We start from the raw sequence: 25,603 nt of genomic DNA on the forward strand, positions 1-25,603 counted from the left end.
GTTATTGGTTAATCTTCTCCAACTGAATCAGCGATAACATACAACTGAATTGATGTATCTCCTCCAACCCACTTAGTCGTCCTATCCATCCTGATCTCCTCCCACATACGCCCTGTTTGGCACATCCCAGTGTCTACGTTCCTGTCCTTTCGGAGAGCAGTTGGGGGTGAAGCTGGTTGGACTTGGGACTAAGACTGGTCGTGATTGGGGTTGAGTCGTCTTATCACATAGTTCCTTCCCAATATCGCCTCAACGGTATTTATTGCCGTAAGGGGCACACCGCAGAAGCCAGGAAGGTTGTTATACTGTCCCGTAAGCAGCAGGTTATCAACCTTTGTCACCACAGGTAACTGTGACAGAACAGTGTTCTTATAGTCCTTACTGAAGCCACACATCGTCCCATCCTTGGCTCCGTAATAGTCACGAATGGTGAGTGGAGATGCCGTATTGACCTTATCCACACAGGCATTGAAGCCCGGATGAATCTCTTCTATGCGTTCGAGGAGTCTCTGTGCCTGCTCTTTCTTCCACAGTTCATAGTCTTTTCCTCTTCTGCCGACGGTGGTCTGCGCCCATTTCTCCACCTCATCAAATATCATTGGTGCCGTAATAAGTGCCTTGTCAGCATATTTCCCTTGGTTATCTTCAGGAGGTGTCATGAAAAGAAAGCCCAACGGCCATGTGTCATGGTGCTCCCCAAAGTGCCACACCTTATCGTATCGGGTCATGTAATACTCTGAATGATTGATGTAAGGGAACGTCTCTGGCTTGAATTTCACATATACAGAGAAGGCAGAATAGGCATTCGGGATGTCGTTAAGCCTGGTCCGATAAGCCTTGGGGAACGCCTTTTCAGACAGCAAAGGGAGCAAAGTACAGGGATGAATGGCTGAGATGTAATGGTCAGCACGGTACTCTTGCCCCTTCGTAGACCGTACATAATCAACGTGACGGTTGTTTACTTCCACCCATTCTGCGCCCTCATTGCATCTGACCTCGCCTCCTGCCGACTCAATAACAGACACTAACAGCTGTGCAAAGCGGTCACTTCCACCCACAAAGCGGCTCGCCCCCTGCATGTAAAGCACACTCACGATGGCATGAACATAAGCAGGTGTTGCATCAGCCATGCCCCCATAGAGTGGATTCATGTATGCAACGACATTGCGAAGCTTAGGGTTCTGGATGTATTTCGCGATGAAAGCATCAGCAGCAAGGTTGAATTCCTCCGAATGAACAGGGAAGAAATCATTGGAAGGACGCAGATAAAAGAGGTCGACTTCATCCGTCAGACGGTGTACAGCATCCACATAGGCTTCAAGATTTGACCGTTCTTCAGGGAAATGTTCAGCCAGAGAGCTGACAAATCCCTCCTTACCTTTCTTTATATGGTAGGTTGTCTGGTCCTCAGCAAAGTAGAGACTGTCCGTACAATCATCGTCAACGTCACGCAAATGCACCTTATCTGCAATGCCGAGATACTCACAAATACGATAGATATTACCCCCAGGACGCATCCCACCGATGACATGCATACCCGTATCGAACTTCATTCCAAAGCGTCGGAAGTTCTGAAGTCCACCGCCCGCAGTGTCGTTCTTCTCCAAAACAGTGACCTTAAAGCCCTCACGAGAGAGGATAGCACCCGCAAAGAGTCCACCCAATCCACCACCAATTATCACAGTTGTCTTCATTCGTTAGCCTCCTTTATCTGTTCATAGATGGTCTTTGCCGTCAACAACTCACTGCAAGTGACAATCGTTCCCACCAAAACGCCCAGCATTCCATGAGAGTTGATGTTCTGACCAGTGAGGTAAAGGTTCGGAACCTTCGTACGTTGCGGTACCCGACAAGCACTGCCCAGACTGATATCCTTAGCATTGCCATACATTGATCCACCCTCCGTTCCAGTGTAATCAAGATAGGTCAGCGGTGTGGAAGTATAGTAATTCTGTATCTGGGAACGTATGTTGGGGAAGTGTTCTTCCAACACATCGAGGAGTCGTTCAGCCTTTTCGCGCTTGAAATCCTCATAGTCTTGTCCTCTTCTCCCGACCTTTGTACCCTTCCATTGCTCCACATCAGCCATCTGCATATAAGAAAGGATGACGCCCGTAGAGGCATATTGCGTGTCACCTTCTGGACAGAAGTGCATGTAAAGGAAGCCTTTCGGCCAACTTTCTGCCGTGTACCGTTCACAATCCCACGGTGTATCGCCTTGATAACCATAGTAATTATAGTTGAGATAAGGGACCGTCTTCTCCTTGAAATGTAAATAAACAGAGAAGCCACCTACGGTTTGTGGGATGTGATTGATACGCTTGCGGAAGGCAGGACGAATCAGTTTCGTGTCTAACAGTTCCAAGGTACGCATTGGATGGGCATCAGAAATGATGATATCACAGGGCAAAGTATCTTTTCCATTCACCTCTACTCCAACGGCATGTGTGTCATCACAGATGATACGGGTCACCTTCTTACGGGTCAGGACCTCGCCTCCATAACGGTTGATGGTACCCATTAAGGCTGTAGCAATGCTGTCACTACCCCCTTTAACACGGAAAGCACTCTGGTTATAGAAGTCCATTATGAAGGCATGTGTGGCAAAAGGTGTCTTGTTTTTCTCTGCTGCATAGAGCGGAAGGTTGCCCACTAGGACCTTAGCCAACACAGGATCGGTGATTATTTCATCAATGACAGCATTGATAGAACGCAGCTGATACTCCATATTCAACGGTGAATCAGAGTCTGCATACTTAAGAGAATGGAGTGAAGAAGCATTGGCAATCTCCTCAATAAGGTCGTAATAACGAACGAGATTGTCATGCTGGGAAGGGAAATACTCGGTCATCTGCTTGAGAAAAGCCTCTCTGCCATTGGCAAAAGCATACTTTTTCCCACCCAATACCACGACATCATAACCTTGAGGATCAAGCTGTGAGAGCGTCACGGTCTTGTCTATCTCCAAGTAACGCATGAGCTTATCAAGGGTCTGACCATGTGCTGCACTGCCTATGAAGTGCATTCCTGTCTCGAACTTTGCGCCACGACGGGAGAAACATTGCAGACAACCACCCACCTGAATGCCCTGTTCAAGTACGGTAACGGCATATCCGTTCTTTGCAAGAATAGCCCCACAAGACAGTCCACCCAAGCCACTTCCGATGATGATAACCTTCTTCTGTTGTGTCATTGTTCCATTCTGTTAGCTATTTCTTCATACTTTTCTTTGTAACGTTTGCGCATTGTGGATGCCTGTTGCTTCAGGTCACCCATGGCAGAGAGCTCCTCTTGTGTCAGTGGTTTGTCCACTTCAACGAAGAATTTACCTTTATGGAGGTGCCAACCGGTCTTTGGAAGGATCTTACCAGGTCCATAAAGGACCATCGGAAGGATCTCTAATCCGAACTCACGTGCCATATAGAACGCTCCTTGATGGAACCTTCCGATACGACAATCCTTAGATCTGGTCCCTTCAGGATAGACCGCTATGCTGTAACCACGCTCTATCAATGAACGTAAATGGGGCATTATCTCATCCAATCCCTCCCTAACGGGTAGGTATTCTGCGTTCCGAATGAGTGAACCATAGAAGGGATTGTTCCATACCCAGGCATTGGTGAGGAAGACAATCTTCGGTGTGAAGACCAGCTGACACATCAAATCAAGATGCGACTGATGGTTACAAATGATGATACGGGGCTTGTTGAAGTCGATACCTTCAGCCACCTTATACTCATATTTCGTACCGGGTATGCCGTGATGGATCATCACAAAGCGTGAAGCATGATAGATAAGCTGATGCAAACGGTAACGACGACGCTCGGTCATCTTACCGAATTTCGTGTAAATCCATACGAAAGGAGTGAAGACAACCAGCGTGAAAAAGAGGAAAAAGAGTAAGGAATAAACCGTACGAAGGGTGGCCGTCAGTGCTCGCCACAGTCGTAAAGGAAGTCCATAGACCACAGCCAAGAAACAAAGGATGGTATTCAGAACACTGATACGTGCAAAATCCTTTCCCGGACGGAAATGACTTACACGCTCATTGCGCGGTGGATAATAGACTTGTATGGGTATTGGGACAAGCTTGACACCATGCCAAGAGGCGAAGACAAGCAGTTCCAGCTCCGCTTCATAGCGTGAAGTGAGCAATGACAGTCCGTACAAACGGTGCAGAGGATAGAGCCGATAACCTGTCTGGGTGTCAGGTAATGCCCTGCCTGTCTGTACATAAAACCAGAAGTTAGAGAACTTATTGGCAAAGGAACTACCCTTAGTACGATCTACACCCTCCAACTGTCGACTACCAATAATCAAGGATTGGGGGTGCTGTTGATTGGCTTTCAAGAAGAGTGGGATGTCCTCTGGATAGTGTTGTCCATCCCCATCAAGGGTGATGGCATAGGAAAAACCCATCTCTAATGCCTTTCTGAAACCCATCTTCAAGGCATATCCTTTCCCCCGATTCTGTGCATAGGAAACTATCGTTATACCATCAATGGCATGCAGAATATCGGTAGTACGGTCCGTACACCCATCTGTAACGACAATGACATCGTCACAGTAGAGCAGACACTTCTCCACTACTGTCTTTATCGTTTTGTCATTGTTATAGGTGGGAATGACAACACAGATACGCCTGTTTCGTAATTGTTTCTTCAGTTCCTCATTCATCATACAATCCTCAACACTAAGGAAATCTTTGCCATAGGCTTCTCTTCTGAGAGTACTATCAACTGTGTTTCAACACTTGTACCATCCTCTGATGTTACCAACTTCTTCACCTGATACGTGAGCTGTAACGTCTCATTGGGTGAGATAACAGAGAGGAACTTCACGTTTTTCACCTTCGTGATCATCAGCTTACACGGTGTGGAGCGTTGCTCGGAGAGTAGATCCTCGACAAGTTCCTTGCCCATTTGGACGATACATACACCCGGAGTGATGGGTTCACCAGGGAAATGGGCAGCATAGATAACACAAGAGGGAATCAGTTCGATGGCGTAATTCACCACCGGACCAACTCCCTCTTTACGGATTATCTTGTATAAATTATTCTTCAGTTGCATCGTTCTCTCCTTCTGTTATGTTGGAATTTTCCTCATTGCTCATCAATGAAAACTTGTAACTGATGTGATATTTCTCATCTTTATAGGTAGGATTACCTTTCAAAAGATTCTCCATAACATGCTGTAAATCACTCTTTAACACACGACGGATGTACCATTTATCGAGCATTGCAATGACTTCAATCAACTCAACCTTCTTCGTCTGGGGCTGATAGGTGAACTCTAATGCCGTGATACCAAACTCATTGAACAGGACACCATGATATACATCCGCTTCACGTACCATGATGGTGATGCCACTGAGATAGCCTTTTGACAGTTCAATGGTAGTGGCATACCTTGTTTTACAGCCTATACTGTCCGACAAAGGAGACTGCTGAACCGTGAGACTGTCCTGTGCTTGTACCGTCAGAGAGGCAAGAGAAAGCAGAAGAATACTAATTAACAGTAAATACTTTCGCATTAATAGGACTGTTTACTTTTACATTCATCATCTCAATAACAGTACGATCGCCACGCTTTTCTATAAGCTCAACCTTAGCAACCATTGCTCGTTGGCGGTTGAAATGAAGGACAATCTTCTGGAACATCTGCTGCATCTGCTTCTGCTGTGGATAGAGAACAGCGACATATTCGGTGGCTGATGAAGAGAGACTAACCTTGAAATCACGCTTGTCATTGAGAGCTTTTCCCACAACACTGTTCATCATTATGCGTGCTATCTCCTTGAAAAACTTGCTCTGATTGACGTTGATAACATCATTGCGATTGCCCTTACTGATCAGAACACGTGAGCCATTCAGTACGAAAGCATAGGCATAAGGCGAGGTATACTCCCAACGGAGCTTGTCACTTTGCTGGTAATACATCTTACCACGTGACACCATCTTATCATTCAACATGCGGAGATACTTCGTCTGTACAAAGTCGCATTGCATGGTTTTCATGCTTGCAGCGGCAGCTTCTATCTGCTGTCTTATCTTTGCCTCACTGACAGCTTGTGCTGAGACTGTCGTTGTGGCGATACAGAACACCACCAAAATTAATAATAACTTTTTCATTTTACATCTTATTTTTCTACTTGGCAATCAAGCAACAGCCTAATATTATCAGGCTCACTCCTACCCATTTCATCACAGAAACGGACTCATGGAAAAAGAGTATTGCCGCAAGAAGGCCAAATACATAACTCAAACTAATCATCGGATAAGCCACACTCAGGGGGTAATGCTTAATGATATACATCCAAAGTATGGAACTGGAACCGAATAACAGACCACTACAAGCAAACTGCCAATTCAACAAAAGGCTGCACCAGAACGTACGGGTCCATCCAAAGGGAAGCATTTTCTGAAGTGCAAACTTCAAAAACACCTGCCCTCCTGCCAACAGAGAACTCTGCAAAACGGATAAGATAACTACTCGCCACATGACAATACCATTGCGATAGCATGGATTGAAGGCAGCTCTTCTGCCCCATCCCGCTTCAATAATGAATTAAGAAGTGGAGTACTCTCATCATGACATCCCACAAGGACAGTCTTTGCCTTCCCTTCTTTTAATAGCATCTCTGCATCACGTAATGCCCATGATAAAGATGCTGTTCCCTGTGTATAAGTAACATTATAGCCGTGACAGTGGGTCTTAATGGCGATATTACTACCTATGGTGTTGTGTGTACTCTGCATGAAATAAGTGGGTTTCAACATTGTCTCACCCTCCTCTTTCATCTGTTCCAACAGTCGTTCGCTATATTCCAGACAACCATACATCGTCCCAGTGATGATGGCATCAGGCTTATCAACACCTGCTTGCGCCAATGCTTCCAAAGAAGAGAGCAACGAACTCTTCATTATCTTGCCCATACGACGTGCCTCTAAAGGCTTGACATACTTACGGATGTCTGCCAGTTGGTCCTCAGAAGTGAGCTCAACACGGGACAATACCTTAACTTCTTTCCGTGTTTCTACTGGCTCTTCTGTAGTCGTTGGATGGGTAGAAAACAATAAAGAAGAGTCGTTACCACCGAAACCAAAAGAGTTACAGAGCACGTTTTCCAACGTGACGCCCTGTTCACCTAAGGTCGGAGTAATACCCTTCTCCATCTGATGTGCCCAACCTAAGTTGGCTGGAACAAAATGATTCTGCATCGCTAAGATACAGATAACGGCTTCAATACTTCCTGATGCGCTTGTAGTATGACCCGTAAATGACTTTGTACTGGATATCAATGGGAGCTTATCGCCGAAGATTCGACGTAAAGAAACACCCTCACTTTGGTCGTTATTGGGTGTTCCTGTTCCGTGGGCATTGACATATTGAATATCTTTCGGACTGAGATGTGCCATATCCAAAGCCTCTTTCATAGCAAGATAAGCACCTTCCCCTTCTTCTGACGATGCCGTTTGATGGAATGCATCACAGGCATTTCCATATCCAGTAAGGTAAGCATGGGGTTTTACACCACGTTCATTGGCAGTCTCATCAGACTCTAACACTACGAAGGCAGCCCCTTCCCCTAAGTTAAGACCAGCCCGTGTAGCATCGAACGGACGACAACGCTCATGGTCAAGGATCATCAATGAGTTGAAACCATTGAGGTGAAAGCGAGATAAAGACTCTGTACCACCAGCGATAACGATGTCAGCTTGATGGTCTTTCAACAGTCGTGCACCAAACATAATGGCATTGGCAGCCGAAGAACAGGCTGTAGACAAAGTCGTTACTTCCGTGAAAATACCAAAGTAATCAGCCATGGTGTTCGTGCAACTGCCACAGTCATGATGCTGAAGGAAGGATACATTGTCATCTTCTTCAATATGATCGAAGCAAAGTTCAGTGATATCCATGCCACCAACGGTTGTACCAGAGACAAGTGCTATGCGCAGACTTTCACCCTTTTTCTTACGTACAAGGATGTCATCGACACTGATTCCTGCATCCGTTAACGCCTGGCGAACGGCTATGATACCCATCAGGGCTGTGCGACTCATCATCTGTGACACAGGGATTCCAGCCATCTCTTTCATCTGTTCGTTCGACAAATCAACCTCTCCTACAGGCAATTCACGATGAACTGATTGAAGATGTTTCATCATCCCAATACCACTCTGCTTCGTTGTCAAGGACTCTAACACCTCTTGTTTGTTAAAGCCAATAGCAGAGATTATGCCTTCGCCAGTAACTGCAATATTCATTTTATTGGTTTATCCGTTCGCTATTATTACCCCAAAGTGGCTTTATTTCTTTCGGTTCTTGCTGACATAGTCGGCTATAGAAGCGACACTGGTGAAGATCTTCTTGCCTTCAGCAGGGTCAGCCAACTTGATACCGTACTTCTTTTCCAAAAGGACTATCAGCTCCAAAGCATCAATTGAGTCTAAACCTAAACCTTCACCAAAGAGTGGTTCGTTCTCATCAATGTCATCAGCGGTCATCTCTTCGAGGTTCAAAGCCTCTATAATCTCGTCCTTTAATTCTTTTACTAACTCGTTCATTGTCGTGTCTATTTTATATATGATATGATTTTTCTGTTTTATTTTTCTTTATTATACCTTGTTGATAGATACTATATACAAGTCGGCTTCATAGTGTTCACGGTCTTCATAATCTATCCATCCCGTCAACAAACTTGTTGTTTGACTGTCTAAGAAAGCTGTTTGTATCAATGTCTGCATCTGCTCTTCATTCTTTTCCGGAAGAATATAGAAAGATGTCTCACCGTGATAGCCATTGCGAATGGCAATCTCACCAGTAACAATATTCGGCAAGGTATACACGAAGACAGAAGGACTTGGGAAGTAATTGTCCTTATCTGCTATCGAAGCTAAGTACTTCTTATCAGAGGAGATAGATGAAGAGCGGTTGAAAAGCACCACTCCCCGACTCCTCTGAAGTTCTTTGATAGATGTTTCGTCAGCCTTTTCTGCCTGCAGCAAGAGTTCTGAAGCGATGAAACCCAACCGACACAGACCATCCATTTTATAATACTTTGGATAGTCTCCTATCATCTGTTTATAGATTGTTGTGAGCAGACTCTTTTCGTTTGGTTCACCTTTGACAGGGAGAAGTCGACCGTCAAGCCATGCTCCTTCAGGAGTAATACGCACATGATACGTCTTTCTGAATACTGAAGGAACAGGATCTGTCACCGCTTTTGCCTCATTCAAAGACAAAGAAGAGCTTTCAACAGACTTCGCGTAGAGGGTTGCATTGCATCCGCCGAAGCCTGAAAGCATCTTGATGAAGCCTGTCTTATGGGTTGAACTGTGCTCTGCAGACAGTATCACTCTACCAGATACGCCCATTTCTTCATATCCACGCGTCCCTAAGACAGTGTGATCATCGACAGATTTCATACAGAGGATGGTCTCAAAGACGCCTGCTGCACCTAAAGAATGGCCGATATAACCCTTTAAAGCATTGACAGGGACATCAGAAAGAGCAGCTCTCTGAATGGCAATAGACTCCATCTGGTCATTGAAAAGCGTAGCTGTCCCATGTGCATTGATGAAAGCTAAATCATCTTTCCCAACGCTTTCCATCGTCTGTTGCAAGGCCTCAAGCAACCCTTCTGCCGTCTTTGACGGTGCACTGATATGAAAAGCATCATTCTTTATATGTCCATGTCCTATCGTCCAAACCCGTTTATCAGACTTGTTAGTAGCCTGCTCACCAGCGGGAAGACGACTGCTCAATACCACTGTTGCTGCTGCTTCACCTAAATTAAGACCCTGACGCTCTATGTCGAAAGGTCTACAAGGCTCTGCTGACATGGCATTAAGTGACTGAAAACCAGAGATAATAAAGCGTTGAGGACAGTCAGCACCACAGACAACAACATGATCATACGTTCCTAACTGTAACAGTCGGGAGGCTAAAATCATTGCAGCAGAACCCGAGATACAGGCATTACACACCACCACTGGGCGTGTCGTAAAACCTAACCGAGTGGCTATTCGCTGTGCTGTCTCACCCAAATAAAGGTTTTCATCGGCATCCTTGCCTAATCCTTCTATCGCTCCTTTGGTAGAACTCAGAATGAACACGGAACGGTCATCAGCCACATGTATACCCGAAGCCTCAATGGCTTTGCCTGCAGAACGAAAGACTAAGTCTTCAAAATCAGCTGACATCAAGGATGCCATGAAGCCATCTGGGATGCCATCCGTCATTGGAGCATAGGCACGAATAGCCGACTTACCAGCCTTTACAGCCTGGTAATTATCCTCTGAAGTATCACCCAGAGGGGAGATAATATTATCAGCTAAAACGTAAACCATGATTTCTTCTGATTCTTTCCTACACACTATTACTTCTTATCCACCTGTTCCCAGCGTTCTTTCCACTGCTGATAAAATGGAGGATTGTCCCACACTAACTGGTAGTTGAGGTCCATAAACACCTGCACGGAATGTCCTGTTGCTATCAGACTATCATCTTCCGCATCATGAATCTCATAGTCAAAGACTATCTTTGCAGCCTCTGTCGGACGATAGATGATGTCTATACGAGGTGTCATCCCGTATTTAATTGGCTTCTTATAGTGGAAGGAGAGGTCGACCAATGGAGCAAAATAGCCATGATCAAAGAATCCCATATATTCCAATCCATACTTCTTTCCAAATGCTTCACGTGCATCTTCAAAGTAAAGAGGATAAGAACCATGCCATACAACATTCATGGAATCAACCTCACTGAAGCGGATTGAAAATGTTTTTGATGCTTTTAATTCTTTCATTCAATACTGGATTTCTTTCTTTTTCAAGCTTCTTCTTGCTCCTTAACGGCTATCTTTATCTCGGATGTGACGAGCACTTTATCACCGCATGTTATGCTTGCTTCAGCCAATGTCATACCAAACACTTCTTCCTTCACCTCTACACGCGTCGTTATAACGTCTCCTACATGGGGCAAATCAATGACCTCAAAGTTACGGACGGCACCGATAAAGCCTAATTGAATTCCTTTCTTGAGAATGTATTTATTGACATATCCTATACGGGCGGCGCAGGTTTGGGCGATATTCTCCATCATACCTGAAGCGGAAAAGCGGTCATCATCCACAAAGATGTTGTTCTTCTGTACCTCAGTCTCTGTGACAGTAAGTGTCTTATCGAAATGTATCAGTGTACCAATCATGACGAAAGGCTCCTGCTGTGGCAGTAACTCATGTACGTCGATTGCCCGAAGTGCAGCTTCAGAAGGATTCGCTACATCAAAATTTACCATCTTCTTTATCATCAACTTATCGTGACCAGAAGTCATAGAAATTAAACCATTGCAAAGGATACTGTCGCACTCTGTGTTCAAGTTCCTTCACATAACTGTCTGCTAACTGCTGTATCTGCTGTCGACGAGGTGCGTGCTTGTCGTAAGAAAGACGTGCTACATATACCTTATAGTGCTTAGCAGACGTCTTCATGACATTGACTGCGAGGACATCCAGCCCTTTCATCGTTGCCACAGAGAGTGGACCAGCAGGGAAACGAGCCTCAGCATCCATGAAAACAGACGTCACCGACTTAGCTGAACCAATGATCCTGTCGGCTGGCATGCTCATGATTTCATTGTTATCCAATGCCTCATTCACAAGGAAAAGGTGGCTCATATCCTCCTTAACGGGTATCATACGGATGTTATGATGTCCCAAAACCTCTTGTCTTCCTGCCATCACAGTGGCTTTTTCACCCCCAAAGACCAATGCATTGAATCGTTTTGTCTTTGAGATAAGGGAGTAACCCGCCACCTCATAACAACCTATATGAGAACTGAAGATCATGAATCCTTTCGGTTCTGACTCTAACAGACGGAAGTGTTCGTACCCTTCGATATCCAAATGGAAGTGCTTACCTGCAAAGACTGCAAAGCGATCCACCACTACTTGACTGAACAAACAGTGATTGATGTAAACACTCCATGCTGCACGCAAACGCCCATAGCACAAGCGGTGACGGTAGAAATGATAGGCTGAGGTCCTACTATGGTTGGTATTCAGTAGCAGACAGACTGGTATAACGAAGAGGGATGTGACTAAATAGACCATCCGCACATCCAACCAGCGCAACGATTGTATCAGCAATCGATGCATCCAGCCACTGCCATATGTAGTGTTAGCCAACCTTACTCTCTATATAATCGCAGAACTGTGACAAAGTAACGACTCCCTGCATCTCCTCTGGTTTGATCTTAAAGCCGAAGTTCTTCTCGACAATAACGACAATATCAACAAAGTCCAGACTGTCAATGCCAAGGTCATCCTTCAGCTTTGCTTCCGGTGCAATGTTCTCTTCGTCAATCTCCAGATCCTCTATGAGGAAGTTTCTTACTTTCTCTTCAATTTCTTTTCTTTCCATTATGTGTTATACTTTATGATTTATTTCAACTTTACTTCCAGTATTGTGTGTCCTTGACCGATACCATCATGGGTGTCAACAACTCTCAATCCAGCTCTATCAATCTGCTTTATCATGTCATCAGAGTGATACATCTTGCTGTTTCCATTTGCCATAACAGTGAAATAGACGCTTGTCATGGTCAGACATAGTGATGCCGGTTCATACTTTTGTCGGTCCCAGAAGGTCTCCATTATATATAAGGTGGAATCATTCTTCATCACTCTGGCTGCCCGAACAAGGATACTATAGATCTCTTCTTCTGAGAAACAGTCAAGGAACTGGCTCATCCAAATGGCATCCCAGCTTCCTTGTGGCAGATCATTGTGTTCGTCAAGAATGTTTGTGGGATACCCGTTGATGCGCTCTGCACCCTCTTTCCCCTCGATATTCTTCTTCATCATTCCAATCTGACCGGGTAGATCAACGATTGTAACATTGACTTCAGGGTCATATTCAACACAGCGCAAAGCAAAACGCCCTGTGTTCCCACCCACATCCATCAGGTGTTTGGGATGTTTACCGAACACGATCTCCAAAGCCTTATCAAAGGAATGGTCGCTATAGAAATGGTCAAAACCAAACCAACTATCCTGTACTTGCTTATCAAGTTTCGACAATCCTTCATAGATTGTTGGCCAGTCACCAAGGGTTTTCAGACCAGCTGGCTTTCCTTCCTTTAATGCTTCATCAAGAAAGAACATGCCCCGATAGTTGACATCATGATTGAAATCGATATTCACACGTGTAGCTGGGTCATTGAGTAGGAACCAACCTGTCTTGGATATGGTGTATCGGTCAGTATCTTTATTCACCAAAACAGTCCCTGCACTCAGTGAAGCTTCAAGCAAAACCTTCAAAGCATACTCCGAGAGCTGCGTCTGTTTCACCAATTCATCCAATGTCAAACCCTCCAGACTGTCACGCAGAGCATCCAAGATGCCCCACTTCACCATCAGGCGAGACACCTGAAAAATGACGGGACCCCATGCTATATACTCTGCAAGACGTTGTGCTTCACGAGCAGAGAGCTGTTCCTGAGTGTATCTATCACTCTCTGATTGGAATAGATTCATCCTTATTTATTTGCCTTTCTTATTTCTCTTATAAATAACTTAGCGAAAGATTCACCTAAATCATCCATCGGATCCTTAAATGTTATCGGATCATCATAATCGCCATCATCAGACTTAAACACCATTGTTGCCTTGATCTTTTTGGTACTTACTTCACGTAAATAAGCAATACCACTGATACTTCCGTCTTTATAAACGATCAATGGGGTTAGAACAAGGACATATTTTGTGGCTCTGGTATGAGTTGTTGCACTAAGATCATGTTTAAAACCTTCCTCATTGAACTCCTTTACGAAATAGTCCAAAGAGCGTTCTTTCCAATCACTCACTCTTCTTCCAAGGGCTAAGAAGTCCTTAAAAGGAAGATCTTTTTTGTATTTAATCCTGGTCAAGTCCAAACTGACGCCAATAGTCTTCTCACCTTTCAGGCAACTAAGACTACCACTCTCTAGCCTTACACTTGCAAAACAAGATAAGTTCAGAAGTGTAAAAAACATCAATATGATAAACTTTCTCATACCTTATATAATATAAAGGGGTATAATTACTTTGCCTTCTTTATCAGCTTCACAACTTGTTCAGCCAATTCGCGATAGGTTTCAATACGGCGCTTCTCATTACCGTAGCCTGCACCAGCAACTCCATCAACATCAATAACAGCAAATGGCTGCTTCGTGTTCTTCTCATAGAGGTTCATCAGAGCACTCATGTGAGCATCACCAGCACCAAAGCCAATGAGAACTGAGACACCAGTACTACCATAATGGAAGTCTTTCACCTCAATAACTATGGTGTAGTCTGCCTCACTCTTCTTATCCGTGATTGTCACACTCTTCGTCTTGTCATTGAAACGCTCCATGAAGTTTGCTTCTGCACGTTCAAGTTCTGCCTTATAATCACGCTCCCACTCTTTGCCTTTCTCTTTCAAGAAGGTCTTCACATCCTGTCCTTCTAATGTCGCATGGCTATAGTCCCAAACAACATAAACTTTTGCTTTTGAGGTCTTTAGTTTAGAAAGTGAACCGCTCTTTAATGTTACATCAGACTTAGCAAACAGACTCATCACGCAACACACTACGAAAGATAATAATAATACGACTCGTTTCATAATAGGTAAAATATAAATTAATAATCAAATAAATATCCTCTTAAATGTCTAAGCCTACTGATAATTCTATACCACCAGCATTACGGTTTACAGTCCCGAAACCCGTCTCAACCTCACAGTTCTGGAACGTATAACCGAGAGCTGTGCTGATACCAAACTTGCTATGACCGAAATAGAAGTGACATCCTACTTGTGGAGCGATGTATAACCCTTCACAGTCTCCTATACTATAACCGACTTTTGTGCTAATGTATGGAGAGAAATTCTTACGCAATGCCTTATGAAATTCCACACGTGTGTCTACGAAAAGAGGAAAGCTCCAGCTTTCACTGTCCCACCAATAATTAACGGCTACACCACCACCGACAAAGAATTCTGGGGTGATCTGTACACCATGGGAAGTGGAAAGGAAGCTACGATTCTCTTTCACATCACCTGTTCCAAACACATAGCCTTCTGAAATGAATCCTCTATAACGAGGGGCTTGCTCCCAACCATAGCTTTCACCACTCTGTGCATTTACTACTGGACTGTAAAGTATTACAGCGATAAGAACCAATAAGGTCTTTACATACGTTCTCATAATAATATAAATTAAGTTTTTAGTTAATCTTCATTAGGCTTTGACCTTCTTAATGACCAGGGCAGAATTGGTTCCACCAAAGCCAAATGAGTTACTCAGTACGGTATTTACCTCGGTGTCAACGGTTGTTGTAGCAAGGTTCATCTTCTCTGAATGTTCATCAGGGTTCTCGAAGTTGATGTTAGGTGCTACGAAGTTATGCTGCATCATCAAGATACTATACACTGCTTCTGATGCTCCTGCCATCCAACACTCATGACCAGTCATGCTCTTGGTGGATGAGATGAGGGCATGTTTACCTTCAAACATACGGTTCAAAGCAATTGCTTCATACATATCTCCCTGGTGTGTACTCGTAGCATGGGCGTTGATATAGTCTATATCATCTGCCTCCATGTCTGCACACTTCAAAGCCCGAGTCATGGCAATAACACTCCCTTCATCGGATGGTTGACTGATACCACCACCATTACTTGAGAAGCCATATCCAACAACTTCTGCAAGGATATTTGCACCACGTGCCTTCGCATGTTCATAGTCTTCCAATACCAATGACGCTGCACCACCACTCGGTATGAGTCCATCACGGTCTCTATCGAACGGACGACTGGCTTTTGTCGGCTCATCCATATGAACGGAGAAAGCACCAAGTGCATCAAATGATGCCATTGAGTAATAGTTTGTCTCTTGTGCACCACCGCAGAGAACCATATCCTGAAGTCCTTGCTTGATCATCATAAACCCTAAGCCTATGGAATGGCTACCACTGGCACAGGCTGAACTGACCGTGAAGTTCACACCTCGCAGATGGAAGATGGTACTGAGATTCATGTTCACCGTTGAGTTCATCGACTGGAAGATGAGTCCATAACCCAACATTGCTGAGTCATGTTTCTCGTCCATTATCTTTGAGGCTTCAATGACAGGCTGGGCTGAAGAGTCGTTACCAAAGATACAACCTACTTCATTCTCCCGCAGATAGTCATCCGTGATACCCGCTTGAGCAAAGGCTTGCAAACTAGACATGTAAGCATAACGTGCTTCTTCCGACATACCAGCACGTATATGACGGTCGAGCATCTTCTTCGTGATGACTGGTTCTGCAACGACACCTGTCAATGCCGAACGATAGCCATAGGTAAGGCGTTCTTCCTGAATGCCTATGCCCGACTTTCCTTCATATAATGAATTCTTTACCGTTTCAAGGTCAGTACCAAGACATGACCATATTCCCATTCCGGTTATTACAACTCTTCTTTCCATATTTCTTTTTTAGAAGTTAGGGATATCTCATAACTTCTTTCACTTCTCATTAAGTATATAATCCTCCATTCACATTTATCACCTCACCTGTAACGTATGCAGCTGCATCCGAAGCAAGGAACGCCACAACGGCTGCGACCTCCTCTGGCTTACCAAAACGCCCCACAGGGATGAGCTTCTTCAGTTCATCCTCTGGCAACTCCTTCGTCATATCAGTCTGTATGAATCCCGGCGCTACAGCATTTACGGTGATGTTTCGTGGTGCTACTTCCTGTGCCAAAGCCTTCGTTGCACCAAGCAGAGCAGCCTTTGCTGCACTGTAATTAACCTGTCCAGGCATTCCTTTCAGTCCTGACAGTGATGTCATATTGATGATTCTTCCTCCATGTCTACGTGGCATCATGTGTTTCAACAGTCGACGTGTGATATAGAAGAAACCATTCATATTCGTATCCAAAACACTGTGCCAGTCGTCTTCCGACATCATAAACATGACATTATCCCTCCGGATACCTGCATTATTCACCAATACGGAGATGAATTCATCTGGATGAGCAGCTTCCCAACAATCAATAGCAGCTTCTATTGCCTTCGGATCAGCAACGTCAAAGGGCAGAAGTTCAGCATGACCACCTTTCTCCTCTATCAGTTGTTTCACTTCTTGAGCACATTCTGAATTAGAATGATAATTGATTATTATAGAATATTGTTCTGCTAAAAGCAAGGCTACAGCACGTCCTATTCCTCGTGAAGCACCGGTTATTAAAGCATATTTCATGTTTTATGAGCTTTTAGTTATTCGTAAATAGTATAAGGAATGCACCATATATTGTTATTTGTCGACAAAGGTATGACTTTTTTTTAAATTATATTATATCCCTTAGTATTTTTTCAGATTTCCCGTTTTACTATCTTCTCCTGAGATTAACGTACCAGATAGCTTTTATCCATTCTGAGAAACACACACATCTTTCACGCAACCTTGTGTTATCACACCCTCCCAATCCCCTATCTTAGTTTTGTTTTTAGTTGCTGTCACTTTTAACATTTGCAGTAACGGATTGAAAATTAGATAATTAGAACGCATAGGAAGATGACAGAAGTGACAGCAAATTTTCTTTCTTTCGTCTCCACCTCCATACTTATAGTTACACAGAACTGGAACAAATGAGTAGTTTCTTACCATCTCTACATACTGTTAGCTGGAAGTTGTGAGCAGAAATAAGCCTCTTTTCAAAACTGTCTGAATGAGTTCCAACAGTCGGGTACTCCCTCCGTCTGCATATATTCATACCATGACAAGTGGTAATTAGGAAACAGAGTAGTAGAAATGGAAAGTAAGTTTGTAGAAGCCTATGATAGAATACCACTTCAATGTATAAAAGACATTATTTTGAATGCTTCTGGCTTAAAGGAAGAAGAATTACGCAAAAACGTTAAAGCGCTTGTTCCTTTAAAAAAGATATCTAACTTTGCAACGCATTTAGAGCAAGTGCACTTGTTTGTTCCGACTTTCATACTGCACTTAAAAAAGAACTAAGAGGGATTACCTACGGGTAGTTCCTCGTTTTTATTTTATAATGATACGTGTGCAAAGATATGCATCCAAGTAACAACGTTTAGGCATTTTCTTAATAATCTAACGCGAGTACCACCCAAGGTAACATAATAGTAAAAATCCCTTCAAGTATACTCACCCACCACTTATCCTTAAGCAATGTAGCAAAGGAAGAGGCTGAGATTGTAATAAATGGTAGATATACAACCAGATACAGATAGAAAGGGGTGTTTTGTGCTATAGCTGTGATAAAGGAGACTAAAATGAAAATGAGAAAGGATATAATAACCCATATAAAGTAAAACAATAATCTACGTTCCATTTGTTATTTATCTATATTATAATTAACAGGTTCTCTAACACCTACGGATTTTAAAACAGAATCTATAAAATTTCCATTATTAGTGTGTGTAATAAAGTTAGGGCATAGATTGAAGGAAGAAACGAGAGACACCAGCCCCAACTGTGACTCTCCATCACAGCACAAAGAGACCTGTATCTCCTACACCACAACACCTCCTCCACCGTAAGACTTCATGTCCGCAGATTCCTATGTCATGTGTTATCTTAAGGCAAATATACAACTTTATTTTGTAAATGGGTATTTAGAATATGGGAAAACGAGGATGGATAAGGGTGCGTTGTGTGTTTAAATGTAACCAAACGAAAAGCATCAAAACCCCTAATTAAGTTTTGTTTTTAGTTGCTGTCACTTTTAACACTTCGTGTAATAGGTTTATATTCAGATGATTAAAGGCGATAACGGAGTGACAGAAATGACAGCAAAAACGGAAATGGTATACGGTAGGCTTTTGTCGTTGGATAGGAAAGGGCGACTGATAGTTATAAGATACGCCTGTTTTTGGTAAAACGCTCTGGTGCAGATCCTTGTAAACTTATCCGTCCTTCCAGATACCCACCGCGCCATTACGGACTAAGCAGAAATATATTTACAAGAGATGGAAGCTGCAAGTCCACAAATCCATGAGTCATGCAAAGCTTTCAGACTTGTATATCATTCTCTACCAAAGACTTACAAAAGTCTTTCTAAAAGGTGCCCTTTTACGCTGCAAAAGGACGTCTTTCACACCTCAAAAGAGCATCTTTTACCCTACGAAAGGGCATCTTTTGCCGTGTCAAAGTCCATCTGCTATTTTCAATTTATGAATCTTTATTACAACACTTCGAATGTCCTTGTTCTTTTCATAACAAGAGAGTATCTCTCCCTCTGCATTATTATAACAACACAATAGTCCGTTAAATATTATGCTGCATCATCAGCGAAACTAAATATATCATTTATCCTTTCTTTATTTAATGGCGTGTTCGGGCTTTTCTCGAACACGTCAATAATTCGTTGCGCGTAATAGGCATTGATCATCTTCGCTTTAAGGCGACCGATGGACGTACCAAGTTCCTTGCATATAATCTTCGCCACATTGAGTGCTGTGAATGAAGAGTTAAAAGCAAATTCAAGTTTTTTCTTGTCGCGTGCCTGACAATCGGTAAGACCTAGGAACTGCTTTGCGTCGCGAAAGCAAAACTCCTCTTGGAAACGTGTGGTGTAGTACTGAAATGCGTTTTGTAAAGTCTATTTATCGTAGCTTTCAATCATTACACCCAGCTTTTTAAACCCAAATCAATTGTAAGACCACTAATCACACAATTGATGTTGCTTACATTTCATCCAGTTTATCTTTTGTTGGCTTGTCGGCATCTTGCCTATGATATTGTTTGAGCGTAGTGCACCACATTTTCAATAACAACATCGGCAATGTGTCCAGCAATACACAAAATCAAAACAACTCTACCCACTGTTTTGGGGTAAAAAAGACATAATACCTAGTACGAAAACTTCACCCCAAGAAACAAACTGCGGGGTTGAGTAGGTCCGTAAACATAGTCGGAGGCACGCGAAGCCCCTTTATCCAAATCCTTTTGGTAAGCATCGAGCATGTTTTGCACCCCCGCACTAGCCTCAAATTTCACCTGCTTAGTTATGTAGAAATTATAGGCAAGCTTCAGGTTAAGCGTGAGAAACGCGGGAGTGTGCTCAATGATAGCAAAGTCGTTGGTGCGCTCGCTCCCCCCTTTGGGGTGGCCAACATACATTCTACCCGTGTAAACGCCCGATAACGATAGGGCAAAATCGATGGTGGGATGCACAGTGAGGGTGAAATATCCGTAGGTGTTGGGCGTTCGCAGCAGACGTTTAGTGGTTTTAAACTCGGGAGCAGCATCGTCGTCCCATTCTTCGGGCGTGCGATAACGGCTGCTTTGCCAAGTAAAACCAGCTTGCAATTGCGCCCACGACGAGAGCGAAGCCTTGCCCTCGAGGTTAATTCCATACACCGTTGCACCGTTAGAATTGAAGCGTTCTTCAACACGTGCGCCATCAATAATCACATCATCAGCCAGTTTGCGTGTAGCAAACATGTTGTTAAGGCGTGTGTAAAAGCCCTCAATAAGAACGTTGGTTTGTACTGTTCCAAAACTTTTATAGAGGTCGGCCGATGCACTAAAGCTGTGCGAACGTTCCTCTTTCAAATCCTTAGCCAACGTAATTTTCACACGGTCGCCATCAGCAATACGCGTATGAAGGTCTTCATCAAAAGCCTGTGGGGCTCTAAATCCGCCAGCGTAAGTAAGTCGGAAATTGGTGTTGGGCGTGGGATTGTAGCGCAGATTAACGCGCGGACTAAAGATAAGATGCGAGATAAGGTTGTGTTTGTCTAGTCGTCCGCCCAGAAGCAAGCCCCAATGGTTGTTTTTCCATTCGTTTTGAGCAAAGAAGCTACCAATATTCACGCGCTGTTCCATCAGGCTGTTGTAGCCCAGCGAGTGGTCTTTAATGCGGTCGTAGCTATATTCGGCCCCCACAACAAGACTCGAAGGCATGAACCACAGACGGTCGAAATTGTGCACATATTGCGCACCAGCTATGTAATTGATGTTATGCGTAAGGTTATAGGCTCGTTGTGCTTTGTCGTAGGCTTGCGCATCGGCCAGCGTTTGTTGTTGGTTGGCGGGCAGCGTGGCGGCATCGTCTTCGCTCATATCGAGGTTAAGTCCCAGTTTATAGGCTTCGTTCAAGGCCTTAAGTCCATCGGCAGCGGTGGCCAGTTCGCCCAGTCCGCCGTAATAACTCTTACGGTCAACGTTTTGAAACGAGGCATAAGCACTGAAATGTCCCTTACTATTAAGGCTAAAGAGGTCGTAGCCCAAACTTCCGCCGTTGATGGTATGTTCGATTTGTTCGGCAATATTGGCCTCGTGAGCAGGCAAGTAAAGTTTGTTTCCGCCACGTCTATACTCCTTCAAGCCGTGGTATTTAAGGGTTATTTTGGAGTAATCGGTGAGTCGGAAGAAAGAGCTAAGCCCCACGGTTTTATTATCTAGCGTGGGAAGGTCGGTGTAACCATCGCCATCGCGGTCGTAAGCAGCGCGGTGTCGGCTTTGTCCATAGAGATAAAACCCAGCTCTATTATTGGTTGTAACAACCGATAGGTTGCCCGTGGTGTTGTTGTCGAAAGCAGTAGAGCCATTTGTTGCGCCTGTGATGGTGTGCGCCACATCGGCCGAATTTTCGCTAGGTTCTTTGGTAATGATGTTGATGGTGCCACCAATGGCCGAAGCACCGAAGAGCGCCGAGCCACCACCGCGAACAATTTCAACACGTTGCACCATGTTAGAGGGTATCTGTTCGAGTCCATAAACACCTTGAAGGGCAGTAAACACGGGTCGCGAGTCGATTAATATTTGCGAATAATGACCATCAAGCCCATTGATGCGCACCTGCGAGAATCCGCAATTGGTGCAATTATCTTCGGTTCGCACGCCCGGTTGGAAGTTTAAACCCTGCACCAAGGTTGTAGAATGGGTAGATTCGAGCAACTTCGTGTCCAGAACATTCACAACCACAGGCGACTCACGTCTAAGTGTTTGACTACGATTGGCCGACACAACAACCTCGTCGAGCGCAATATCGTCGGGTTTGAGCATCACATTCAGCTCATGGGTATTATTTTTTTGCGTTGTTACCTCTTGTTTGTAAGCCCTATAACCCGCTGAGCGTACCTCCACAATCACCTTTCCCACAGGCAGATTTCGCAGCATAAAATGGCCATCGGCATCGGTGGTGGTAGTGATAACTGTACCCAAAACCAGCACGCTCGCGTGCGAAAGAGGATGTTGTGTTTTACTATCCACAACGCGTCCCTTAATGTTGGCTTCGGTATTAACTTTCACTTCGTTCTCGTGCCTTGCGTAAGTGGGCAGCGAAAGAACGAACGTAGCGGCGAAAACAAACGCTGATTTACATAAAATCTGTTTTACGGTTCTTTTCTTTATCATTTTAAATTGTTTTAAATTCAGGCATGTTCTGTAAATCTTCGATATAGTCACAGCACGCCCCATAGGGCTTTTTGTGACCTTATCAATGATTCTAGAGCTCGCCTTTGATTTGTTAATGCAAAGGTAGGATGTTGTAAGGAATAGTGCAATACCTAGAAGTTGGGAAAAAGCCTCACCCCTCTGCCCCTCTCCAAAGGGGAGCTACTCTTTCTACACATCTTTTTTAAGACTTGTATAGAAGCAATAGTCCGTTAAATATTATGCTGCATCATCAGCGAAACTAAATATATCATTAACACTTTCTTTATTTAATGGCGTGTTCGGGTTCTTCTCGAACACGTCAATAATTCGTTTGGCATAGTATGCATTGATCATCTTCGCTTTAAGGCGACCGATGGACGTACCAAGTTCCTTGCACATAATTTTCGCCACATTGAGTGCTGTGAATGAAGAGTTAAAAGCAAATTCAAGTTTTTTCTTGTCGCGTGCCTGACAATCTGTAAGGCCGAGGAACTGCTTTGCGTCGCGAAAGCAAAACTCCTCTTGGAAACGTGTGGTGTAGTACTCCACCACATCGCGTCCGTCCATACTCTCATCCGTACAGAAATACAAGCGCCGACTGCCATTAGGTAACTCGTGGATGACAAGTGACACGACCCTATGCAAGGACTTGCACCATGCCTTTAGCGCATAGGCTTTGCCTTCGGTCTCTCCTAAATCAAGCTCATTGACTTTGGATATGTCGATGTTCCTTACGTCAATCTTATCACCTTTGACACGAGGACGGCCAGGCTTTCCTGTAGGTTCCCCGTCCCACGTGTAGAACAAGGCTGCGTCATGACGCAAGCGGCTCACAACATGGAAGCCCATCTTCATTACCTTGTCGATGAAAGGTCTTTTGGAGAAGGCTGAGTCGGCGACAAGAACCTTGCTAATACACTGTAAGGCTACCTTGTCGTCCTCCAATACTTTGGCATACCAGTCGTATAGGCTCATCTCTTTTTTCTCCTCGTCTTTTTCCAATGTGGTCTGCACAGCCTTCAGCATCATACACTCATGCAAATCCACGTCTATCACACCGATGCCGAGAATCTTAAGACCGTGCTTTACAGCACCTGCACAGCCCGACCAAAACGTACCCACGTATGGGGTATGCTTCCCAGCCTTCTTGATGAAGCTTGGATCAATAACGATGGCAGTGCGACCCTTACCCTGCTTGAAGACGAAAGCACTCAGCCACATATTCATTTCGAGCCAGTTCACGCTGCGCTCTGCCGTCTGCCGATAGCATTGTTCGCCACGCTTTCCATAGCGTCCCATCTGCGTGAAATTGCATTTCCTTGGGATGACCATCAAAAGAAAAAGCATTTCCATGACGTTTGTTTGAATACTTTTGTTTAACTTTGCTCCATCGCCAGCACTAAATGCTGCTTTGCAGAGCTTCATATATCGGCTAATCAAGTTGGTTATCAGCATAAACTTTATTGTCTTTTTACATCTATAAAGTTACTGAAATTCAATGAGATAGCCGATTATATTATGTTATATTTTATTACCTAATTATCTCTTTTTTACAGACCTGTCATGTTTTCTTTCTGCCACAATACCTGTTAGCTTAGGGACGAAAGATTCGCAAACCACAAAATTTTAACGGACTATTGATTATAACAACACCATAAAAACGACCATCTTTCAATTTTCCTGTCACTCCTATCACTCCTCTCCACGTCTCAACGCATTGATAACAAAGCATTTATGTGAAATATTAAAAGTGACAGCAACTAAAAACAAAAACTATGTTAGGGGTTTAGAGTAACAATGGAACCTCTCGTTCATTTTTCGGCATAAATAACGCCTTTCCATTAGTGAACACCAAAAACATTGTATGAGTAAGTATTCAACATGCATTATCACTTAAAGCCATCAAGTGGTTGTTCTCATCCCAGTACATTCTCCGTTCTATATTAGGAATACTATCCTGGTTGCCGTTGGCATCAGAAGTGTAATGCTTAGAATCTATCTGCATAGGTGTGAATCATTGAGCTATAAGTATACCTCAGAAAATATTAGAGTTATTTCTCCTTTATCAATATGTCCATATATCTTGCCTCTACAGAAATAAAAGGATATAGCTTTTTGTATTTCTCAAAAGAATCTACCCATAATTTACTCTGTTTTAGCGCACTCGAAGTTGCTGCTGAATAAGTGATCAGTTTAGAACTATACATATGGTTACTTAATTCACTGTATCCATCACTATATGGTTCTACAAATATATATAAGCTATCTTTAGGTACTAGAAAGATATAGGCAGTACCAATATTAGATAGTTTGAGATAATTCTTTTGAGGTGGAAGAATCCCATAATACGAATATGGTATGACAAAACATCCACTATTCGTTTTCCAAACGGTTAAAGTTCTATCTCCTATCTTATAGAAGTGTCTAGTTTCATAAAAAAATATCAGGGCTCCTATAAATATAGTTATAAGACTAATATGTTTTCTCATTTTATATCAACAACCTATTTAAAGACAGACTTAAAAAAATCAGAGATTCTTTTCCAAGTATGTTCACGCCCTTGTTGTAAAATTCTCTGTACATCGTGTTGTTCTTGCCAGTATACTTTAATTCCTCTGTTATGACCAGCCTTTTCTGCAAATTGGCTAACCATAGCTTCTTTACTTGGTATACCTTGCTGAAGACTCTCCAACGCATCAAAAGCTTTACGTGAAGCAACCCAACCTTGCCCTGCTGTTCCAGCTACGTACCCTGCGCTATAATTACCGATGTCACGAGCTGTAGCATAATAGATTCTTCCATCTTGATCCTTAAAAGGCATCCCTCTATACATATATTGATCAACACTCTGTTTGCCTCTATTAGCTATGCCTCTTTTCTTAAAATCTAACGGTCTATTTCCATATGCATTACGCATATACGTTATGACATCAATATGACTTGAAGCTATTTCAGAATCAAAGAACTTTTGTCCAGAATGATCAGATGGGTTGATTACTGCCCCATAGACAACTTTATTCTCACTACTAAAAAAAGAGTACTTGGTAAGCATTTCACCTAAAACACCTACTCTCCTGCCATCATTAATTATATATATATTCCGATCTTTGTTAATTATTCCTCCTACGACTGTATATGTATTTTTTTTATTTTTTGTAACCATTAGGGATGGGAA

Annotated in this window: 26 protein-coding genes; 1 reads left to right on the plus strand and 25 read right to left on the minus strand. The window is 43.4% G+C overall.

Translation table 11 applies throughout. The features are described 5' to 3' along the window. Positions 1-188: 188 nt before the first annotated feature. Genes ACZ48L_RS10450 through flxB form a run of 20 tightly spaced genes read right to left on the minus strand, consistent with a single transcriptional unit; the run spans position 189 to position 17,274 of the window. Positions 189-1,694: a phytoene desaturase family protein gene (locus ACZ48L_RS10450; protein ID WP_025792150.1), complete on the minus strand. Its 1,506-nt coding sequence runs from the start codon at positions 1,692-1,694 to the stop codon at positions 189-191. Beyond that, on the minus strand, positions 1,691-3,193 hold the full coding sequence (locus ACZ48L_RS10455; protein WP_025792148.1) for a phytoene desaturase family protein: 1,503 nt from the start codon (positions 3,191-3,193) through the stop codon (positions 1,691-1,693). The genes ACZ48L_RS10450 and ACZ48L_RS10455 overlap by 4 nt, the downstream gene beginning before the upstream one ends. Next, positions 3,190-4,680 (minus strand): glycosyltransferase, encoded by a 1,491-nt coding sequence (locus tag ACZ48L_RS10460; RefSeq protein ID WP_464722036.1) that lies wholly within the window; start codon positions 4,678-4,680, stop codon positions 3,190-3,192. Before ACZ48L_RS10460 ends, ACZ48L_RS10455 begins: the two co-directional genes overlap by 4 nt. Then, positions 4,677-5,072, minus strand: coding sequence for an ApeI family dehydratase (locus ACZ48L_RS10465; protein WP_025792146.1), 396 nt, complete (start codon positions 5,070-5,072; stop codon positions 4,677-4,679). The genes ACZ48L_RS10460 and ACZ48L_RS10465 overlap by 4 nt, the downstream gene beginning before the upstream one ends. Further along, positions 5,056-5,535: a hypothetical protein gene (locus ACZ48L_RS10470; RefSeq protein WP_464722037.1), complete on the minus strand. Its 480-nt coding sequence runs from the start codon at positions 5,533-5,535 to the stop codon at positions 5,056-5,058. Before ACZ48L_RS10470 ends, ACZ48L_RS10465 begins: the two co-directional genes overlap by 17 nt. Continuing rightward, a complete protein-coding gene (gene lolA2, locus ACZ48L_RS10475; protein ID WP_008823859.1) occupies positions 5,510-6,133 on the minus strand; it encodes a flexirubin biosynthesis/transport protein LolA2 in 624 nt (207 codons plus the stop codon). The genes ACZ48L_RS10470 and lolA2 overlap by 26 nt, the downstream gene beginning before the upstream one ends. A gap of 16 nt (positions 6,134-6,149) precedes the next feature. Continuing rightward, positions 6,150-6,503: an EamA family transporter gene (locus ACZ48L_RS10480; protein ID WP_219496779.1), complete on the minus strand. Its 354-nt coding sequence runs from the start codon at positions 6,501-6,503 to the stop codon at positions 6,150-6,152. After that, entirely contained in the window at positions 6,491-8,269 is a 1,779-nt protein-coding gene (locus ACZ48L_RS10485; RefSeq protein ID WP_464722038.1) for a beta-ketoacyl-[acyl-carrier-protein] synthase family protein, read from the minus strand. Before ACZ48L_RS10485 ends, ACZ48L_RS10480 begins: the two co-directional genes overlap by 13 nt. Positions 8,270-8,311: 42 nt before the next feature. After that, positions 8,312-8,581: a phosphopantetheine-binding protein gene (locus tag ACZ48L_RS10490; RefSeq protein WP_262498452.1), complete on the minus strand. Its 270-nt coding sequence runs from the start codon at positions 8,579-8,581 to the stop codon at positions 8,312-8,314. 39 nt (positions 8,582-8,620) lie between these two features. Then, positions 8,621-10,354 (minus strand): beta-ketoacyl synthase N-terminal-like domain-containing protein, encoded by a 1,734-nt coding sequence (locus ACZ48L_RS10495; RefSeq protein ID WP_025792144.1) that lies wholly within the window; start codon positions 10,352-10,354, stop codon positions 8,621-8,623. A gap of 29 nt (positions 10,355-10,383) precedes the next feature. Next, on the minus strand, positions 10,384-10,812 hold the full coding sequence (locus ACZ48L_RS10500; protein ID WP_025792142.1) for an acyl-CoA thioesterase: 429 nt from the start codon (positions 10,810-10,812) through the stop codon (positions 10,384-10,386). Positions 10,813-10,835: 23 nt separating this feature from the next. After that, complete coding sequence (locus ACZ48L_RS10505) at positions 10,836-11,303, minus strand: hotdog family protein (protein ID WP_025792141.1); 468 nt, start codon at positions 11,301-11,303, stop codon at positions 10,836-10,838. A 16-nt stretch (positions 11,304-11,319) separates the two neighbouring features. Then, the gene (locus tag ACZ48L_RS10510) at positions 11,320-12,162 is read right to left on the minus strand and encodes an LpxL/LpxP family acyltransferase (RefSeq protein ID WP_025792140.1); all 843 of its coding nucleotides are present in this window, start codon (positions 12,160-12,162) and stop codon (positions 11,320-11,322) included. Positions 12,163-12,184: 22 nt separating this feature from the next. Continuing rightward, complete coding sequence (locus ACZ48L_RS10515) at positions 12,185-12,427, minus strand: acyl carrier protein (protein WP_004353718.1); 243 nt, start codon at positions 12,425-12,427, stop codon at positions 12,185-12,187. A gap of 20 nt (positions 12,428-12,447) precedes the next feature. Continuing rightward, on the minus strand, positions 12,448-13,542 hold the full coding sequence (locus tag ACZ48L_RS10520) for a FlxJ family methyltransferase (RefSeq protein WP_025792138.1): 1,095 nt from the start codon (positions 13,540-13,542) through the stop codon (positions 12,448-12,450). A gap of 2 nt (positions 13,543-13,544) precedes the next feature. Beyond that, positions 13,545-14,060 (minus strand): hypothetical protein, encoded by a 516-nt coding sequence (locus tag ACZ48L_RS10525; protein WP_231553518.1) that lies wholly within the window; start codon positions 14,058-14,060, stop codon positions 13,545-13,547. Positions 14,061-14,086: 26 nt separating this feature from the next. Then, on the minus strand, positions 14,087-14,650 hold the full coding sequence (locus tag ACZ48L_RS10530) for a DUF4410 domain-containing protein (RefSeq protein WP_025792136.1): 564 nt from the start codon (positions 14,648-14,650) through the stop codon (positions 14,087-14,089). 40 nt (positions 14,651-14,690) lie between these two features. Then, positions 14,691-15,233, minus strand: coding sequence for a hypothetical protein (locus ACZ48L_RS10535; protein ID WP_025792134.1), 543 nt, complete (start codon positions 15,231-15,233; stop codon positions 14,691-14,693). 33 nt (positions 15,234-15,266) lie between these two features. Then, a complete protein-coding gene (locus ACZ48L_RS10540; protein ID WP_036868105.1) occupies positions 15,267-16,496 on the minus strand; it encodes a beta-ketoacyl-[acyl-carrier-protein] synthase family protein in 1,230 nt (409 codons plus the stop codon). A gap of 49 nt (positions 16,497-16,545) precedes the next feature. Continuing rightward, positions 16,546-17,274, minus strand: coding sequence for a flexirubin biosynthesis SDR family reductase FlxB (gene flxB / locus ACZ48L_RS10545; RefSeq protein ID WP_036868102.1), 729 nt, complete (start codon positions 17,272-17,274; stop codon positions 16,546-16,548). 552 nt (positions 17,275-17,826) lie between these two features. On the opposite strand from flxB, the gene ACZ48L_RS10550 reads away from it, so the two are divergent. Then, positions 17,827-18,036 carry a hypothetical protein gene (locus ACZ48L_RS10550; RefSeq protein WP_025792132.1) on the plus strand — a complete coding sequence of 70 codons (210 nt, stop codon included), beginning with the start codon at positions 17,827-17,829 and terminating at the stop codon, positions 18,034-18,036. A gap of 1,860 nt (positions 18,037-19,896) precedes the next feature. Here ACZ48L_RS10550 and ACZ48L_RS10555 read toward each other — a convergent pair. The 5 genes from ACZ48L_RS10555 to ACZ48L_RS10575 form a co-directional block, all read right to left on the minus strand. Beyond that, entirely contained in the window at positions 19,897-22,407 is a 2,511-nt protein-coding gene (locus ACZ48L_RS10555) for a TonB-dependent receptor (protein ID WP_025793066.1), read from the minus strand. A gap of 258 nt (positions 22,408-22,665) precedes the next feature. After that, complete coding sequence (locus tag ACZ48L_RS10560; RefSeq protein ID WP_025793006.1) at positions 22,666-23,883, minus strand: transposase; 1,218 nt, start codon at positions 23,881-23,883, stop codon at positions 22,666-22,668. A 421-nt stretch (positions 23,884-24,304) separates the two neighbouring features. Next, on the minus strand, positions 24,305-24,433 hold the full coding sequence (locus ACZ48L_RS10565; RefSeq protein ID WP_257881951.1) for a hypothetical protein: 129 nt from the start codon (positions 24,431-24,433) through the stop codon (positions 24,305-24,307). Between the two features lie 46 nt (positions 24,434-24,479). Continuing rightward, positions 24,480-24,917, minus strand: coding sequence for a hypothetical protein (locus ACZ48L_RS10570; RefSeq protein WP_025793008.1), 438 nt, complete (start codon positions 24,915-24,917; stop codon positions 24,480-24,482). Between the two features lie 14 nt (positions 24,918-24,931). Further along, positions 24,932-25,591 (minus strand): hypothetical protein, encoded by a 660-nt coding sequence (locus tag ACZ48L_RS10575; RefSeq protein WP_025793010.1) that lies wholly within the window; start codon positions 25,589-25,591, stop codon positions 24,932-24,934. Between the last annotated feature and the right edge of the window lie 12 nt (positions 25,592-25,603).

The organism is Prevotella histicola (assembly GCF_055385135.1).